The sequence below is a fragment of the Leptospira kobayashii genome (assembly GCF_003114835.2).
GTDB lineage: Bacteria > Spirochaetota > Leptospiria > Leptospirales > Leptospiraceae > Leptospira_A > Leptospira_A kobayashii.
Window position 1 is genome coordinate 900,944 of record NZ_AP025028.1, and the last position, 16,813, is coordinate 917,756.

13 protein-coding genes are annotated in these 16,813 nt (G+C 41.8%); 8 read left to right on the plus strand and 5 right to left on the minus strand.

Annotation, left to right across the window (positions count from 1 at the left end; translation table 11 throughout):
- Positions 1-13 precede the first annotated feature (13 nt).
- Both DI077_RS03995 and DI077_RS04000 read left to right on the plus strand, forming a co-directional pair.
- Positions 14-2,173 carry a TonB-dependent receptor plug domain-containing protein gene (locus DI077_RS03995; RefSeq protein WP_109020688.1) on the plus strand — a complete coding sequence of 720 codons (2,160 nt, stop codon included), beginning with the start codon at positions 14-16 and terminating at the stop codon, positions 2,171-2,173.
- Positions 2,173-3,339, plus strand: coding sequence for a hypothetical protein (locus DI077_RS04000; RefSeq protein ID WP_109020687.1), 1,167 nt, complete (start codon positions 2,173-2,175; stop codon positions 3,337-3,339). Before DI077_RS03995 ends, DI077_RS04000 begins: the two co-directional genes overlap by 1 nt.
- Before the next feature lie 764 nt (positions 3,340-4,103).
- Here the strand turns inward: DI077_RS04000 and DI077_RS04005 are convergent.
- The 3 genes from DI077_RS04005 to DI077_RS04015 are packed head-to-tail and all read right to left on the minus strand — an operon-like array spanning position 4,104 to position 7,802.
- The gene (locus tag DI077_RS04005) at positions 4,104-6,503 is read right to left on the minus strand and encodes a ribonucleoside-diphosphate reductase subunit alpha (protein WP_109020686.1); all 2,400 of its coding nucleotides are present in this window, start codon (positions 6,501-6,503) and stop codon (positions 4,104-4,106) included.
- Between the two features lie 42 nt (positions 6,504-6,545).
- Complete coding sequence (locus tag DI077_RS04010) at positions 6,546-7,517, minus strand: ribonucleotide-diphosphate reductase subunit beta (RefSeq protein ID WP_109020685.1); 972 nt, start codon at positions 7,515-7,517, stop codon at positions 6,546-6,548.
- The gene (locus tag DI077_RS04015) at positions 7,518-7,802 is read right to left on the minus strand and encodes a cysteine-rich CWC family protein (RefSeq protein ID WP_242935346.1); all 285 of its coding nucleotides are present in this window, start codon (positions 7,800-7,802) and stop codon (positions 7,518-7,520) included.
- Between the two features lie 428 nt (positions 7,803-8,230).
- Here DI077_RS04015 and DI077_RS04020 point away from each other — a divergent pair, with 428 nt between their 5' ends.
- The 5 genes from DI077_RS04020 to DI077_RS04040 all read left to right on the plus strand — a co-directional run bounded on the left by DI077_RS04020 (position 8,231) and on the right by DI077_RS04040 (position 14,981).
- The gene (locus DI077_RS04020; RefSeq protein ID WP_135354897.1) at positions 8,231-8,992 is read left to right on the plus strand and encodes an Lp29 family lipoprotein; all 762 of its coding nucleotides are present in this window, start codon (positions 8,231-8,233) and stop codon (positions 8,990-8,992) included.
- A 191-nt stretch (positions 8,993-9,183) separates the two neighbouring features.
- Positions 9,184-11,508 (plus strand): adenylate/guanylate cyclase domain-containing protein, encoded by a 2,325-nt coding sequence (locus DI077_RS04025; protein WP_109020683.1) that lies wholly within the window; start codon positions 9,184-9,186, stop codon positions 11,506-11,508.
- Between the two features lie 7 nt (positions 11,509-11,515).
- A complete protein-coding gene (gene dxs, locus DI077_RS04030; protein WP_109020682.1) occupies positions 11,516-13,399 on the plus strand; it encodes a 1-deoxy-D-xylulose-5-phosphate synthase in 1,884 nt (627 codons plus the stop codon).
- A gap of 62 nt (positions 13,400-13,461) precedes the next feature.
- Entirely contained in the window at positions 13,462-13,953 is a 492-nt protein-coding gene (locus DI077_RS04035) for a tetratricopeptide repeat protein (RefSeq protein WP_109020681.1), read from the plus strand.
- A 17-nt stretch (positions 13,954-13,970) separates the two neighbouring features.
- The gene (locus DI077_RS04040; RefSeq protein ID WP_135354896.1) at positions 13,971-14,981 is read left to right on the plus strand and encodes a D-2-hydroxyacid dehydrogenase; all 1,011 of its coding nucleotides are present in this window, start codon (positions 13,971-13,973) and stop codon (positions 14,979-14,981) included.
- 46 nt (positions 14,982-15,027) lie between these two features.
- Here DI077_RS04040 and DI077_RS04045 read toward each other — a convergent pair whose 3' ends face one another.
- Both DI077_RS04045 and DI077_RS04050 read right to left on the minus strand, forming a co-directional pair.
- Positions 15,028-15,525, minus strand: a complete 498-nt coding sequence (locus DI077_RS04045; RefSeq protein WP_109020679.1) for a hypothetical protein — start codon at positions 15,523-15,525, stop codon at positions 15,028-15,030.
- A 3-nt stretch (positions 15,526-15,528) separates the two neighbouring features.
- Positions 15,529-15,939 (minus strand): hypothetical protein, encoded by a 411-nt coding sequence (locus DI077_RS04050; protein WP_135354895.1) that lies wholly within the window; start codon positions 15,937-15,939, stop codon positions 15,529-15,531.
- Between the two features lie 90 nt (positions 15,940-16,029).
- Here DI077_RS04050 and DI077_RS04055 point away from each other — a divergent pair, with 90 nt between their 5' ends.
- Entirely contained in the window at positions 16,030-16,716 is a 687-nt protein-coding gene (locus tag DI077_RS04055) for a hypothetical protein (protein ID WP_109020677.1), read from the plus strand.
- Positions 16,717-16,813: the final 97 nt, after the last annotated feature.

Sequence of the window (16,813 nt, forward strand, 5' to 3'; positions counted from 1 at the left end):
TCGGGAGAGAGTTTTGTTTTTAAAAAAAGAAAAAACGGTCTATGAAACAATACAGCGGTTAAACGCCCGTGTTTTGCATATTTTCCCGGTTTTATTTTTTCTTTTTATCTCCTCGGAAATATTTTCTCAAACGAATTCTCCCGAAAAAAAAGAAGACAAACCTATCGAAGTCATCGGGAAAACGGAAAACAAGAACACTCCCGAGAATTTCAGAAAAAATCCCACCGGATTTCAAACATCAATCGACCTTGACCAATATAAATCACGTTATACGAGTCTTCCTGATGTACTGGAAAGAGAAGCTGGCGTAAGAATCAGAAGATACGGAGGACTTGGGTCTTATTCCACTCTTTCCTTAAGAGGAACGAATCCGAATCAATCCAGAATCTATATAGATGGAGTTCCTTTCAATAATACCCAAGGAGGAGAAGTGAATTTGGCCGACTTGCCTTTTGAAAATCTTCAGTCGGTGGAAGTTTACAGAAGCGGTGCGCCCGTAGGTTTTACCGGCTCTGTGATCGGAGGAAGTGTAAATTTGGTAACCCGCGCTCCGGGAGGTCCTCCTAAAACCAGGATCAATCTCGGAGGAGGAAGCTATAACACAGGTAAGGCGTCTATTGCACATTCCGCCACTTACGGAGGTATAGGAACAAGTTTGTTTTTTCTGGGAGAAAAGTCGGATCAAAACTTTCCTTATTTGAATCCTCATGGAACCATACTTGTCAATCCCTTGGATGATACGATTGATAGAAGAAAAAACGCACAATACGAACGTTCCTCCGGTATGATCGGTTTGGATGGAGAAATCGGAAAAACAAAAATCAAATTTTGGAATGATCTCAATTACAGAATGCATGGAATCCCCGGCGCTGCTTCCAATCAAACGAGACAAGTACACAGAAAATATCTGCGTAATACTTCGTCCCTCACCACCAATACGAAGGGTTTACTCGGTGGGATTTTGCAATTGGAAACAAGAGTGTTCGGATCTTTTTCAGACGATAATTTATACGATCCGAAATCGGAATTTTCCAGCGGAACACCCAATTCTGTTGCCAATATGCGCCAGTTTGGCGGTCACATCATCCCTACTTTTTATTTATTGGATTATTTTCAGATTCTTCGAATTCACGCTGGGATAGAAAAGGAATCTTTTGAAAGATCCAGAAGTACAGTCACTAACATAGATCTGAAATATGAACCCGAAAAATTCCGAAATTATACCACCTTACGGATTGAAGATGAGATTCGGTTGTTCAAGGATAGATTGATACTTACACCGGGGATCGCCTGGGAAAATTATTTGGACCGGTTTCAATCGGATGAACCTTGGTATAGAAGAGAGAATCCCTTTGCCTCGGGTGATAAAAAGACTGCCTTTACAAATCCGAAAGCAGGATTACTCGTCAAAATTATAGACAATGCGAATTGGGGATTCGATCTAAAGGGAAATATCGCCAAACAAAATCGGATTCCCAGTTTTTTGGAATTATTCGGTGAAGTGGGAACGATTCTTCCCAATGAAAAATTGAAACCTGAAAAAAGTCATAATATAGACGGAGGTGCCGTACTCCGTTACACGCAAAAGGATTTGAAATCGCAAACAAGCGTTTCTTATTTTAGAAGGCGGATTCAGGACATGATTCTGTTTTTGCCGAATTCGCAATTTACCTTAAGACCCGAAAATGTGGATTCCGCAAAGATCGACGGTGTGGAAGTCTCTCAAAAAACGGAATACAAACATTGGAAATTGGTGTTTGATTATACATATCAAAAAGCGATCAATACATCTCAGGCTTTGTATCTGAACGGAAGAACTCTTCCTCTTCGTCCTTTGCACGAACTTGCAAGTACTATCGCTTACAAAGCAGACAAATGGGAGTTAGGTGTGGAAGGCGTATACGTAGGAGCGGTTTTCAAAGATAGAACCAATGAATATGTGAATTACCAGCCATCAAGACAGATTTGGAATTTATACTATACCCAAGTTCTTTACCAACAGGAAGCCGATTCTTTGCAAGATGGAATCCAAAATCCGAAAAAGAACTCAGGTATGCAGGAACTGCTCTTAAGCTTCGATTTTAGAAATATCGGAGACAAAAGAGTGGAGGATATCGTCGGTTATCCACTTCCTGGAAGAAATTGGCATGTTACTTTGAGTGGTAGATTCTGATGAAAAAAAGTATTCTTTCCGGATTCTATCTTGTTCTCTTCGGAAATTTCCTATTTTGTTCCGACTTAAAAAGACCACCTATTTGGAGTTTGTTTTTAGTATCGAACATTCCGACTAATATCGGTATTGTGACGACGGATTTCGGCGGAGGAGGCAGGTTTAAGGTAATGAGCCCCGAATTAAAATCTTCCTATCCCGGCCTTACCCCCATTCATTCGGATGCAGTCGCACGCTTTCAAAACGGAAAGGTCTATGTAGTCAATCGTTTGGGTAAAGACAGTATTCAGATATTGGATCCCAACTTGAGTTATCAAACTACCGCCGAATGGTCAATAGGTGAAGCTACGAATCCCCAGGACATCATTTTATCGGTCAGCCATTCCAAAGCATTTGTCAGTTTGTACGGTTCCCGGTTTTTAAGAATCCTTCATTCGGAAACAGGATCGATCATCGGCAACATTGATCTGGGTTCTTATTCGGAATCGAGTCCCTCCCCAGACCGATTGCCTGAGATGGTAGGGATGATCAGTGTGGGAAATAGTCTTTATGTCTGTTTGCAAAGATTGGATAGGAATGATCCTAGCGGATATTTTCCACCTTACGGCCGTTCACTTTTGGTGGAGATTGATATGATCGCAGATCAAGTGATCGGAACTTACGAGTTTCCCGTGCCCAATCCGTTGGGAAAACCTCAGTTTGTCAAATTATTCGGGGAAGATCATTTGGTTTTTGCTACGGCCAATAGATTGGGTTTCTTAAGTGCAATGGACGGAGGAGTGACTGCATTTCGTCTCTCTTCCAAAACCTTTTTACCTGGAATATTGTATGATGAGAAGACAGCAGGAGGAGATATACTTGCCGTTCAAATTGCAAATGATAATTTAGGTTATGCGAGTGTGCTGGACGCTTCCTTTAACAAAACTTTACAGGTTTTTAATCCTTCCAACGGACAAAAATTAAATACACTACTTTCCATTCCGACATCGACGGATGCCAGCTTGTCTTCTCTTTTGATTGCGCGGGATGGAATCTTATATGTAGGCAATAAGGAGTTTGAGAGACCGGGAGTAAGTATGTATGATACGAAAAACAATAGCAATCTGCTTTCTCCGACTCCCATCTCGGTGGATTTGCAACCTTTTGATTTCATCGAACTGTCCGATTGAACTGATTAAAAATTTATTATAAAAGTAGAGTATCATAATATTCTGAACTTACATTTCAGGGAGGAAGTAGGCTGAAAATCCCATGCTGGCCCGCAACTGTAAGCAAAACATGCGTTTTGTGATTCAGGTCTTCCCATAAGAAACTCCTCGTGGTTTAGGATTCTTATATCTTATCTATAGTCTTCGCTATCGTAAGGGGACCCCCGAATGATGTGGTTTATCTAATGAGTGCGGGACTCGGTACTAACGCCACCGAGTCCCGCACCTTTCACGCCGTTGATCGCTTTCGCCTTGTCCTGGAAACCCGAGCCTGTATGAGCGGGTGCATCCGTTGCCGTATCTGTGGAAGTTATTGCATCTGTCGTTCCGAATGAAGGTGGTTGACTGCAATTTGCAAATAAAATGCTAGTTGCAATGATAATCGTTTTGATTGTTAGGTTTTTTACTCGTTAAACTCCAAAGAATGAGCGGGAGTCGGTGAAAGTATAAAATATTGTTAGTTTGTCTCATAATTCACGATCCCATTACAAAGTTGTCCGGGGCCCTGAAAAAGAAAATTTTCGGTATGAAAGATCGATAAACGGGCGATACTTTCATGGGAAGATCCGACTTATTCGGACTGAAAAATCAGTCCGAAATCACGGTTGCACCGTCAGTTGGGGAATCGCACCCCAATTCCTCCCGGAATTGATACCATAATATCTCGGTTGTTTTTATTGGCAACTCAATCAATCCGGAAAAGAATATTATAATCTATTAATAATTTAACTTCCGCAAACGATACAGCCTTCCTCCATTGTGCATGTTTCCCCCACGAATTCAGGATTGATATCATCGATATTATTTGCCTGTTTTGGACTTTGTTTCGCTACGGGAATAAGCTTGGACAAAAGTTCTTCTCCTTTGCCCGCCTCTACCGTAAACTGAATCGCTTGCGCAGCTGCTTTGGTTCTCAAATAATACATTCCTGTTTTTAAACCTTTCTTCCAGGAATAAAAATGCATGGAAGTCAGTTTGGAAGGAGTCGCATTTTCCACAAAAAGATTCAATGATTGAGACTGACAGATAAAAGCTCCTCTATCTGCAGCCATATCAATGATACTCCTTTGTTTGATTTCCCAAACAGTTTTATAAAGCTCTTGAATTTCTTTCGGAATTTCCGGGATATTTTGAATCGAACCGTTTGCGGAAACGATTTTGTTTTTCATTTCATTCGACCAAAGCCCGAGCTCCGCAAGATCTTTTAACAAGTGTTTATTGACTATTATGAACTCGCCGCTTAGTACTCGTCTGGAATAAATGTTTGAGGTGTAAGGTTCGAAACATTCGTTATTTCCCAGTATCTGCGAAGTCGATGCAGTCGGCATCGGTGCGACAAGAAGGGAATTTCGTGCTCCGTGTTTGATCACTTCCTTGCGTAAACTTTCCCAATCCCAACGTTCCGATGGTTTTACATTCCAAAGATCGAATTGGAACTTTCCTTCGGATAAAGGTGAGCCTGCAAAGGTTTCATAAGCGCCTTCTTCCATAGCCAGATCTTTACTTGCAGTCATTGCAGCAAAATAAATCGTCTCGAAGATATCACGATTGAGTTCTTTTGCTTCTTCACTTTCAAATGGCAATCTCAGTAGAATGAATACGTCTGCGAGTCCTTGCACTCCGATTCCTACAGGACGATGGCGTAAATTGGAAGTTTTTGCTTCTTCGATAGGGTAATAATTCCCATCAATGATTTTGTTCAGATTTTTTGTGACTTGATATGTGATCTCATAAAGTTTATTATGATCGAAGTCTCCGTTCGCAACATACTTTGGTAAGGCGAGAGAAGCCAGGTTACAGACTGCAACTTCCTCGGGGCTGGTATACTCCATAATTTCAGTACATAGATTGCTGGATTTGATCGTACCTAAGTTTTGTTGGTTGCTTTTCCCATTCGCTGCGTCTTTATAGAGAAGGTAAGGAGTACCCGATTCGATCTGTGCTTCCAGAATGGTAAACCAAAGATCTTGGGCCTTCACCTTTGTTCTCGCGCGGCCTTCTTTTTCATATCTTTCATACAGTTCTTCAAATTCTTTTCCCCAAGTTTCACTGAGTCCGGGAGCTTCATTGGGACAAAACAAACTCCATTCCGCATCTGTTTCCACCCTCTTCATGAACAGATCGGAAATCCATAATGCATAAAATAAATCCCGAGCGCGCATTTCTTCTTTTCCATGGTTCTTTTTTAAATCCAGGAAAGGATAAATATCCGCGTGCCATGGCTCCAAATAAATTGCAAAAGCTCCCTTTCTTTTTCCTCCTCCCTGATCCACATACCTAGCAGTATCATTAAACACGCGTAACATGGGAATGATTCCATTACTAGTTCCGTTTGTACCACCGATATAGGATCCTGTAGCGCGGATATTGTGAATGGCAAGTCCTATCCCTCCCGCACTTTGGGAAATTTTTGCGGTTTGTTTCAATGTATCGTAGATCCCGTCGATGCTATCGTCCTTCATAGTCAAAAGAAAACAGCTGCTCATCTGAGGTTTGGGAGTTCCTGCGTTGAATAAAGTAGGAGTCGCATGAGTGAACCATCTTTCGCTCATTAGGTTATAGGTTTTGATTACGTTTTCCAGATCATGTTTATGAATGCCTACTGCAACTCTCATGTACATATGTTGGGGGCGTTCTACGATTTTGCCATCCAAACGAAGCAAATAGGATTTTTCCAAAGTTTTGAATCCGAAGTAATCGAATCCGAAATCCCGATCATAAATGATTGTGCTATCCAGAAGTTCCGCATTTTTTTCGATCACTTCCCAGACATCATCTGCGAGTAAGGGCATTCGTTTTCCCGTTTTCGGATCTATATAATGGAAAAGAGCATTCATCGTCTGATAAAATGATTTTTCCGTATTTTTATGAAGATTGCTCACTGCGATTCTACTGGCAAGAAGAGCGTAGTCCGGGTGTTTGGTGGTAAAAGAGGCTGCCGTCTCCGCAGCCAAATTGTCCAGCTCTGTTGTTGTGACTCCGTCATAGATTCCTTCGATGACTCGTTTTGCCACATCCACAGGGCTTACAAGAGGACTGAGTCCGTAGGATAATTTTTCAATACGAGCGGTCACTTTATCGAATTTAACACTTTCTTTTTTATTATTTCTTTTGATTACAAACATCTATTTCCCCTTTGTATATATTGCCAAAATGAATTCGAATGATCAGAAATCCTCATCCAAAGAGAATGCATTGGATTCTTTCGCGGTTAAAACTCCCGCCTTTTGATAATCCCCCACCCGTTTTTCGAAGAAATTCGTTTTCCCTTCCAGAGAGATCAACTCCATAAAATCAAATGGATTCGTAGCATAGAAAAGTTTTTCATACCCTAGCTCGATTAACCAACGATCGGCGACAAATTCTATGTATTGCTGCATGAGTTTGGCATTCATTCCGATCAGATCCACAGGAAGGGACTCGGTGATAAATTCCTTTTCGATGGCAACCGCATCACCGAAGATTTCATACACTCTTTCCGCGCTTGGTTTGTTTTGGATCATCTGGTAAAGTAGGCATGCGAATTGACAATGGAGGCCTTCGTCCCGGCTGATGAGTTCGTTACTGAAACTTAAACCGGGAAGTAGTCCCCGTTTTTTCATCCAAAAGATGGAACAGAAACTTCCGCTGAAAAAAATCCCTTCCACCGCAGCGAATGCAAGGAGTCGTTCCGCAAAATTGTCCGATTGAATCCAACGGAATGCCCAGTCCGCTTTCTTTCGAACGGCAGGTATTGTCTCCAAAGCATGAAGCAATCTTGTTTTTTCCTTTCCGTCCCGAATATAAGTATCAATTAACAAGGAGTAGGTTTCCGAATGAATATTCTCCATCATGATCTGGAATCCGTAAAAACAACGTGCTTCCGGAATCTGCACTTCGTTCATAAAATTCACCGCTAAGTTTTCATTTACGATTCCGTCACTTGCAGCGAAAAAAGCCAAAACATGGGATAAAAAATGACGTTCATTGGAATCCAGATTTTTCCAGTCTTCGAGATCGCCGCTCAAATCGATTTCTTCCGCAGTCCAAAAACATGCTTTTTGTTTTTTATACATTTCCCAAATACGGGGAAATTTGATCGGAAAAATGACAAATCTGTCTTTGTTTTCCCTCAGTAGTATTTCTTCTTCCTTCAACATTTAGAAACTCCAGGTAATTGTTTTGTATATTTTAATAGTATTATATTCTAAAATAGTAATATGTATGCATTCACGGCAAAGGCAGTCGTCGAATTGTGCAGAGATATAATCTTTTTCTTCAGTAGAAAGGGAAAATCCGGAACATTGGCAAAGTGCGATTGAGCCGACTTTGCATTCGAATTTTGCAAGGCATCTGGGGCAAAACTTGATTTCGTGTTTTGATGAGCCTTCTTCTTTGCGAGCAGCAGATTGAAATAATTTACGATGATGAGTCAGGTCTTCCAAGGCAATCTCCGGGTAATACTGTCCGGGGCCCTGAAAAGAAAATTTTCGGTACGAAAGCTCGGGAAACGGGCGATGCTTTCATGGGAAGATCCGACTTATTCAGACTAAAAAATCAGTCTGAAATCACGGTTGCGCCGTCAGCAGGGGATTTGCACCCCAATTCCTCCCGGAATGAATCCAAGTAAACCTAAAGAGACATATTATGTCAATGTACTTTATCCGGAACTATTTTCAAAATTTTGATTTTTTGAATCAAAAATCTTTTGCCGAAAGATATAAGCAAATGTAGGTAAATTCCCTTGGCCTGCAGGGATATTTTTCCGAACTTCATTGCAACAAACGAACGATACTCGGTAAGATTGTTTTTTTGTTGCGGACGACGATCTTCATATTTTTCCTGTTAGTTTGTCCGAAAAATAAAAATCATTATGAGTCAAATGAAAATTTTCTTTCTGTTCCTTCTATTAATTTCCCTCGTCAGTTGCAACATTCATTTTATACGCAAACCGAAACCCCAATCCATGCTAGCCCTTCCTGCAGACAAAGGTCTGAAAGTCGCGCTCATCGGATTTTATCCTTATCAGTATTCTTCTTACTCATCCGGTCGCAGAACCACCACCACTGCCGTGTTAGATTATAAAAACAGGATCCAAGCATCTTCAAAAATAGGAAAGCCTGCCGAGTTTTTTCCCACAAGCGGAATCGACACATCTGTTCCTCCGGAAAAAGTAAAGGAATTCGTGATGAACTACTTGAATGAGGTGAAAAGGTCGGGGTTCGATGAAATCACTAAGGTTGTGGAGATTCAAAAAGAAGGCGAAGAAAGCAAAATGTATCTCAAGAAAAGGGACGTGGATTATTATGTGGTGGGTGTTCACGGTCCCGCATTTCCCAAAGATTTCGATCCGCGATTTTTATTAACAGCTCATCTCTTTATGCTGACTCTGGGCACTTTTCCTTTCTGGCAAGTGCAGGAAGCCGATTCCAAATTTTATATCTATGATCACGGGTTGAATCTGATCAACACTCGCGTGTTTAGGAACAAATATGAAGTGATTGCAGGGTGGTGGGGAGAAAAGGAACAGGGAGCTTTTAACCGAAACCCGGAGGCAGGATTTATGCCGCGTTTGTACGAACCGGACGTGATTGATTTTTCGGCGGAATTTCCGACTTTGATTCAAAAGCCGTAAGCAAAGGTAGGAAGTTCTTTTTCTTTCCTCCCGGCGGTTTTGCTCGATCGGGAATCGGTTGGGAAGGATTTTCATATTTGCAACTTCGGAAAAAGCAAATTTTTTCCAAAAACCGTATCAAAAACATTTGAGTCTTATTAATTTTTATTGGAGGATGGCAAGGAAATTCTCCCTTTAGGAAAAGAGGCTCTATGTCCAACAAAGAATCTAAATCACTCTCGATATTAGATTATATCATCTTATTTTTCGCTGTAATCGGTTCCGGTGGAGTGATAACGTCTGTTATTCTTGCCGGCTGGGAATACGAATACAGTTTCCTTTTGGGGGGAATGGCGATACTCCTTGCCAGTTCCTATTTCGTTTACAAAACCATTGACAAGGTTTCTTCCGACAAGCAAAAGTCAGGCGCACTTTGGTTGTCCTATGTGATTGCCATGTTTATGTATACATTGGTCAATACATTTCAACCGTTGAAGGATTTGGAGGAAAATTCGATCTCCACTCGTTTTCAGTTCTTGCGAGGTTCCACTACAAAGTCTGAAAAAGAAGGCGATACGGGAAGGATCGAATACATCGCTTACCAACCACCAGCTAAGGCGCGTAAGGATATCAATATCATCGGTATTACTACCGAATCTTTGGAGAGATTGCAAGGTACTTGGCCTCTCCCTTGGAAATACTATGCAAATATCATTGAAACTTTCAAAGACACGAACAACATTCTGATGTTCGATATTTTCTTCGTCGACTATAAGCCGGGTCAGACGGAGGAGATGGCGGAAGCGCTTAAGAAAAACAGGAATGTACTCTTTGACTACCCTATGGAAACCAGTTCCGAGTCCAAGGAAGCGGTTCTCAATTTGGAAAAGAGAATCGACGTACTCAGAAAGTTCAAATTTAAGAATGTGATAGATGAAGGGGATTTTATCTCCTGGGTAAAATTTCCACAACCTCCGATCGAACCGATAGGGGAATTGTCGTCTGGTCTTGGTTTTGCGAACGTAAAAAAAGACGAATCGGGGCTCAACCGCAAAATGCCTCTCGTTGCAAAAGTCCGTAACTCAGGCAAGGATAGGGAAACGGAATACTTTCCTTCGATCGATTTACTGATCGTATGCCAATATTTGGGGATTGATGTAACGCGTGATGTGGAAGTCAATATGGGTAAGTACATCAAACTTTCCAATATTCCCAAAAAGATCATAAAAGAATTCAACCGCAAAACTCTTAAGATGGAAGAACATGATATCATGGCTTCTCCGAACGAAAACAGAGAGATAGTGATTCCTATCGACTATGAAGGTCAGATGGAAATCAATTTTGTGGGAGGTCGTTACTCTTTCAAACAAAATGAAATTTTCGAAGTCACAAACGATTGGGATTCCGATTTGCTCGCGTCCAACCAAATCGACAATCAGATCTTTTTGGTCGCAATGTACTATGCAACCGGTCGGGGAGCTTCTAAAGATACGCATCTTTCTCCCTTCGGAGATATGTCGGGGATTGAACACCACGCTCATGCCATCAATACAATCTTGAACCAGGATTTTATGGCCTCAGTTCCGAACTGGGCGATCTTTCTGATCTATATCGGCTTGGGTTTGATGATCGGATTCTTGCAACCTCGTGTGAAAACCCATTGGGGATTTGCCATTATGCTCACGCAGTTGCTTTTGTACGGTGTGATTGCTCTGTATATTTTTCAAGAATTCAACCTAATCACCGTTTTACCGTCTGTTACCATCGAGCAGATCGTAGTATTTATTGCGATCATCGGATTTAGAATTTTAACGGAAGAAGAAAACGTAAAATACATCCGTCAGACTTTCTCCAAATTCGTATCCAAAGATGTTGTGGATGAGTTATTGAAACACCCCGACAATCTAGCATTAGGTGGTTCGAAAAGGGAGATCACTATCTTTTTCTCGGATGTGAGGGGATTTACAACGATTTCGGAAGCTCTCGGTCCGGAAGATTTGGTGAAATTACTCAATGAATATTTATCAGCAATGACGGATCTTATCATTGAATACAAAGGCACGATTGATAAGTATATGGGGGATGCGATTATGGCTTTCTGGGGAGCTCCCGTTCCTTTGGAAGACCATGCATATTACGCTTGTGTTGCCGCTCTCGCTCAATTGGAGCATTTGAAAGTTCTCCAAAAAATTTGGGCGGAACGAAACGTACCTGTGATCGATATCGGAATCGGATTGAATTCAGGTCCAGCCGTAGTAGGAAATATGGGATCTTCCCACAGGATGGAATACACCTGTATGGGAGACACGATCAATTTAGGTTCTCGTTTGGAAGGTTCCAACAAGATGTACGGAACCAATGTGATCATTTCCGAATACACATACGAAAAGGTAAAAGACAGAGTAGTGGCTCGAGAGCTGGATTTGGTGCGGGTAAAGGGAAAAACCCAACCTGTTCGGATTTACGAATTGCTTGGAATCACAAACCCAGAAGATATGGAAAAAATGAAGCGACCACTTCAAAGGGCTGCCTCATGAAAAAAGAATGTCTTTATACCCTTATCTCGACCAGATCCAAACACCAGAAGATCTAAGAAAACTCAAGATTTCCGACCTCCCCGCAGTCTGCAAAGACTTGCGGGAATTTATCATCGACACCCTTGCGGGAGTCGGTGGTCATTTTGCAAGCAACCTGGGAGTGGTAGAACTTACAGTTGCCCTCCATTATGCGTTTCAGACCCCGAGAGACCGATTGATCTGGGATGTGGGACACCAAACTTACCCTCACAAAATTCTGACGGGTCGAAAAGACGAACTCCATACTGTTCGAAAATGGGGAGGACTTTCCGGATTCCCAAAACGGGAAGAATCGGTTTACGATTTGTACAACACCGGCCATGCAGGAACATCCGTGTCACAGGCATTAGGTGAAGCATGCGCTCGTGATTTGGTGGGAGAAACTTACAAAGTAGTATCCGTCATCGGAGACGCATCCATCGCAACGGGAATGGCATTGGAAGCGATGAACCATGGCGGTCATGTAAAGCCGGATATGCTCGTCATCCTGAACGACAATTATATGTCGATTTCCAAAAACGTAGGATCGATTTCCAATTATCTGAACAATATCATCACTTCTCAGATTTATAATAAATGGAAAACCGTGTTTTATCAGTTTTTAAAATGGTTGCCTCTCATCGGGCCGGCTTTGGAAGCAGCGGCGCATAACATGGAATCTTCGATCAAACATTTTATGCTTCGCCCGGGCGGGCTTTTTGAAGACCTGGGATTCAATTATTACGGACCGATTGACGGGCATGATGTGGAAAGAACCGTTCAAATGCTCGGAAATGTAGCCAAGATCAAAGGTCCTGTTTTACTCCATGTATTGACTCAAAAAGGAAAGGGTTATAAGCCCGCCGAAGTGGACCCGATCAAATACCACGGAGTCACACCTTTTAATAAGAAAGACGGAAAGATGGCATCTTCCGATTCCAACAAGATTGGTCTTTCTAAGATAGTCGGACGAACCCTTATGGATCTGACTGCAAAAAATTCGAATATAGCCGTCATTACGCCTGCGATGATCGAAGGAAGCGGGCTTCGGGAATACCAGGAAGCCTATCCGAAACATACCTTTGACGTAGGAATCGCCGAACAACACTCAGTCGCTTTTGCCGGTGCCATGACAAACGGCGGAGTGATTCCTTATATGTGCATTTATTCTACTTTTTTAACCCGTGGAATGGACCAACTGGTGGAAGATGTGTCCCTCATGAATCTTCCCGTACGTTTTGTAATCGATCGGGCGGGTATCGTGGGAGCGGATGGAGAAACCCACCAAGGTCTTTCCGACTTGGGATATCTGGCAGGACTTCCCAATATGAGTATTCTAGTCCCCAGTTCCGCACAAGACATCATAGATTCCCTTCATTTTATGAAAGACCATTCCGGCGGTCCGATAGCGATTCGTTTTCCGAAAGAAAACGGGGATTTACGGGAGTTGAAATTCGAAACCCCTGGTGCGATCCAAAAAGGAAAAACCAGGGTTTTGTCAAAAGGAAACGATGTACTTTTGATTTCCGTAGGCTCGATGTTATCCATTTCCAAACAAGTGAAGGAAAAACTGGAACAAGCGGGAAAAAAAGTCGGTTTGATCGATCTTTTCTGGCTCCGCCCTTTCGATAAGGAAACCATTGAGCAAATATTAGGTGAAGTTTCCCGCTTCGCCATTATAGACGAAAGTTACGTTCATTCGGGAGCGTCCGGTTATTTATTGAATGAAATCGACCCGAAATACCTTTCCAAGTTTTTGAAAACCTTTGCATTGCCTTTGGAGCCGATCCACCACGGAGAAAGATCGCAAGTACTGGCGCATTACCAGCTCGATCCGGAAGGGATTACGAAAGAAATAATTCGTCTTATTTAAAATAAGTTTTCAAGGAGATGGCTTACGTCTTCCGAAAATGAAAGAAAACAACGAGGATATCTTTGTCTTCCAACTCATTACAAGCCCAACTTGACCTTGCAAAACAATTCTTTCGGATCGGTGATTTAGACCGTGCGGAATACCATACTCGTGCCTTTCTGGAAATGAACGAGAATGAAGAGGCGTACTTTTACCTTGGGCTGATCCAAAATTCCCAAAACAAATGGGACGAAGCACTTATTTCCTATTATAAAGCCGTATCGATCAATCATGATTACGGAAACCCTTGTAATGAAATCGGAGTTTTGTTGCTTCGTATGGGTAAAGACAAAGAAGCGATCTATTGGCTGAAAAAATCGGTTCGTTGCGCGCAAAATGACGCTCCTCATATTTCTTTTTTCAATCTGGCAACTCTTTACAAACTTTGGAACAGACCCGAACGTTCTTTGCAATATTTACACAAAGCAATGGAGATCAAAAAGGATTTTCCGGAAGCCTGGAAAATGTGGGATGAACTCAAAAAAGATAAAAACGAGTCGACTAACGCTAGTTAGTTCCAAAAGGAAGGGCTTTGGAAGTTCAAGTTCCAAGGCCTTTATTATTTAGAATGCCCGAATTTGCCGTCTTTTCCGATACAGATCTTCCTCCTTCGGCGAAAGACCTTCTGCAAAACTCCCTTTTCCCTCATAAAATCATCCTTCCTTCCAACCCCTCTCTTTCTCTTTTGACAAATGCGGATTCCGATCCTGGTTTTCTTTTCGCGGATATAGCTTTCGGACAACCTAACATAAACGATATTTTGAATTCAAAAAAATTGAAATGGATCCAAATCAGTTCCGCCGGATTTACACGTTATGACACTGAGGATTTTCGTAACGAGATGAAGGAGAGAGGTATCATTGTTACAAATAGTTCATCTGTATTTACGGAACCTTGCGTGGAACATGTGTTTGCCTTTATGCTTGCTTCCGCTAGAAATCTACCTGATGCCTTGAATGCCAGAATCAAAAATGCCGATCCGGAGTGGCCTCGTTTTCGTCATGAATCCAAATTACTGACGGGTCAAAATGTTTTAATCTTGGGATACGGTTCCATCGCCATCCGCCTCGTGGAAGTTTTAAAACCGTTTCGAATGAAAATCACAGGGATGCGCAGAAAGAAAAGAGGAGATGAATCCATTCCGATCATAGGTTCGGAAGATTTGCCGAAGGCTCTCCGGGAAGCGGATCATATCATCAATATCCTCCCCGACAATTTGGATTCGAAATATTATTTCAATTCGGATCGTTTTCGGGACTGCAAACAAGGTGCAGTATTTTATAATATAGGTCGAGGTGCAACGGTGGACCAAGTCGCATTGTACGAATCTTTACGATCGAATCATTTGGCGGCCGCTTGGTTGGATGTGACCGAACCGGAACCTTTGAGTGAAGACCATCCTCTTCGCAGTTTGAAAAATTGTTTCATCACTCCTCATGTGGCAGGAGGATACCAGGAAGAATTCACCGACTTGGTTCGTCATTTTTTAGAAAACTTCCGCCGCTTTCAAAAAGGGGAAAACCTGCTCGACCGGATTATGTAAAGAAAACAATTTCAGTCGATCTAAGGCTTAATTTGGAGACTGAACTTCAGATATAATCTTTCGGCAAAGGAACTTCGATTGTTTCGGGATAGATCGGAATTTCCATATGCAAATCTCCGACTTTTAAAAACGATTTTTCTCCTTCTTCCACAAAAAATTCCGCAAAATCGGTGGCGGCATTCCAATTGAATCTATATTTGATTTTATCCTGAACGGGATTAATTCCTATGAGATTACCATTATCTGTTTGATAAATTTCTATTGCGGAGAACGGAAAAACTTTTCCGTCATCTGCATAAAATTTTAATTCCGAGTTATCCAGAATAACTTTTGTTATATGGCATGGATATCCGTTTAAAGTCAAATAACCGTTTTCCCGTAACTCTCCGAAAACATTTTCAATATAAACTCCCTTTTCATTTTGATGGAGATTTGCGCGGAAATATTTGAGAATGTCTTCTTGGGTGATTTCGGTTTCTCTAAATATCCATCTGTCGTGCGCGTCGATGATAATTTCCGAATCAAATTTGCGTGGATCAGACATGTCTTAGTTTCCTTGCTTATAGCGAAAAGCATATCCCCGAAAGATGGGAACCTGGTCTTGGTATTCATAGGCATGTGTGGTATGCCCTCGTGCGTCCATGGTTTGAAACGAGAGAGCTTCTACGGAATGTTTTTTTCTGGAAACGATCCAAACACCGTCCATTTTTCTTTCCCACATTGCTTTTTTCAGGTATGATTTTACATCATCCCAAGAGGCCTCATTTTGGTTCCTAAGAACCACTTCTCCCAATATTTGGAAGGATTTTTCCGGTCTTTCCTGAAGGATTTCTACTTCTTCCCAAGAGGCTTTCTTGTATCTGGAATAGTGCAAGGTGTATTCCGGCTCGGGGATGAATTCCAGTGTCGTTGAACAACTGAAAAGAGAAAGAAGGAGGACAAAATGTTTAAATTTCATAAGCATTCTTATTCCTTAGACAAAAATTGCTATACATCGGTATAAAAACCTTAGGATGAACAAAGTTAGATATATAGGCATTTTCCATTCATGGAAGAAACAGATTTAGGGAAAAGAAAAAGAGAAAACGTCTTAAAAATTGGATTCGCCACTTTGGACGAGATAGAAGACAAAGTGAAGGCATTCCGTGTAATGAACCAGAATGCCGTTAAAAAACGCTATCTCATCACAAGGGATCCGATCTCGGACAGTTCCGGCAAGGTTTTATTGCAAAAAGCCCAAGAGATCGATGTTTCCGCAGCAAAACTTCTCAGGCGCCATTTTAAAGGTGTTGATATGTTCAAGGTTTTTCAACCTGACGAAGGTTTGGTGATCATTTCGGACATGTCTACCATGGAAGGAGTTTCCTTTTCCATGGATATTGTGACTCAGATCATGAACTTGGGTGGCGGTGCTTACGAAGGATTCATTGACCGGGTGGATAGTTTTGAAGATTTCATCGGTCTTTTAAAAAAGAACCTTTTCCCTCGAATGATCATTGTTGGTTATCTCCCGAAAGAGAAAATCCAAAACGAAATCATCAATTTTGTAAAAGTCAAACGCTTGGACAATTACCTCCGTGCTTTGGAACTCACTCATACTGTTTTTAAACCCACCGCATATTTCCCGAAAATCAAACAAGTGAACATCTCTCAAGAAGATCCCAAATCCTGGGGAAGATTCGTAGTCGAGATCGTTCGCGAATACACAAGACCTTATTTCGTAGAAGAAGTTTAAGCGTTTCGCATATCACGCTCTTTTTCGCGGAACATCCTGTTCCGACGAAAAAGCTTCGGCCATCGTGGCCTTCGCCACCGCGAGATACACTCCACTT

Excerpts from the sequence above, each read along its gene's own strand:
- DI077_RS04000 (WP_109020687.1), top strand. The coding sequence starts at position 2,173 with ATGAAAAAAAGTATTCTTTCCGGATTCTATCTTGTTCTCTTCGGAAAT.
- DI077_RS04005 (WP_109020686.1), bottom strand. The coding sequence starts at position 6,503 with ATGTTTGTAATCAAAAGAAATAATAAAAAAGAAAGTGTTAAATTCGAT.
- DI077_RS04010 (WP_109020685.1), bottom strand. The coding sequence starts at position 7,517 with ATGTTGAAGGAAGAAGAAATACTACTGAGGGAAAACAAAGACAGATTT.
- DI077_RS04020 (WP_135354897.1), top strand. The coding sequence starts at position 8,231 with ATGAGTCAAATGAAAATTTTCTTTCTGTTCCTTCTATTAATTTCCCTC.
- DI077_RS04025 (WP_109020683.1), top strand. The coding sequence starts at position 9,184 with ATGTCCAACAAAGAATCTAAATCACTCTCGATATTAGATTATATCATC.
- dxs (WP_109020682.1), top strand. The coding sequence starts at position 11,516 with ATGTCTTTATACCCTTATCTCGACCAGATCCAAACACCAGAAGATCTA.
- DI077_RS04045 (WP_109020679.1), bottom strand. The coding sequence starts at position 15,525 with ATGTCTGATCCACGCAAATTTGATTCGGAAATTATCATCGACGCGCAC.
- DI077_RS04050 (WP_135354895.1), bottom strand. The coding sequence starts at position 15,939 with ATGAAATTTAAACATTTTGTCCTCCTTCTTTCTCTTTTCAGTTGTTCA.
- DI077_RS04055 (WP_109020677.1), top strand. The coding sequence starts at position 16,030 with ATGGAAGAAACAGATTTAGGGAAAAGAAAAAGAGAAAACGTCTTAAAA.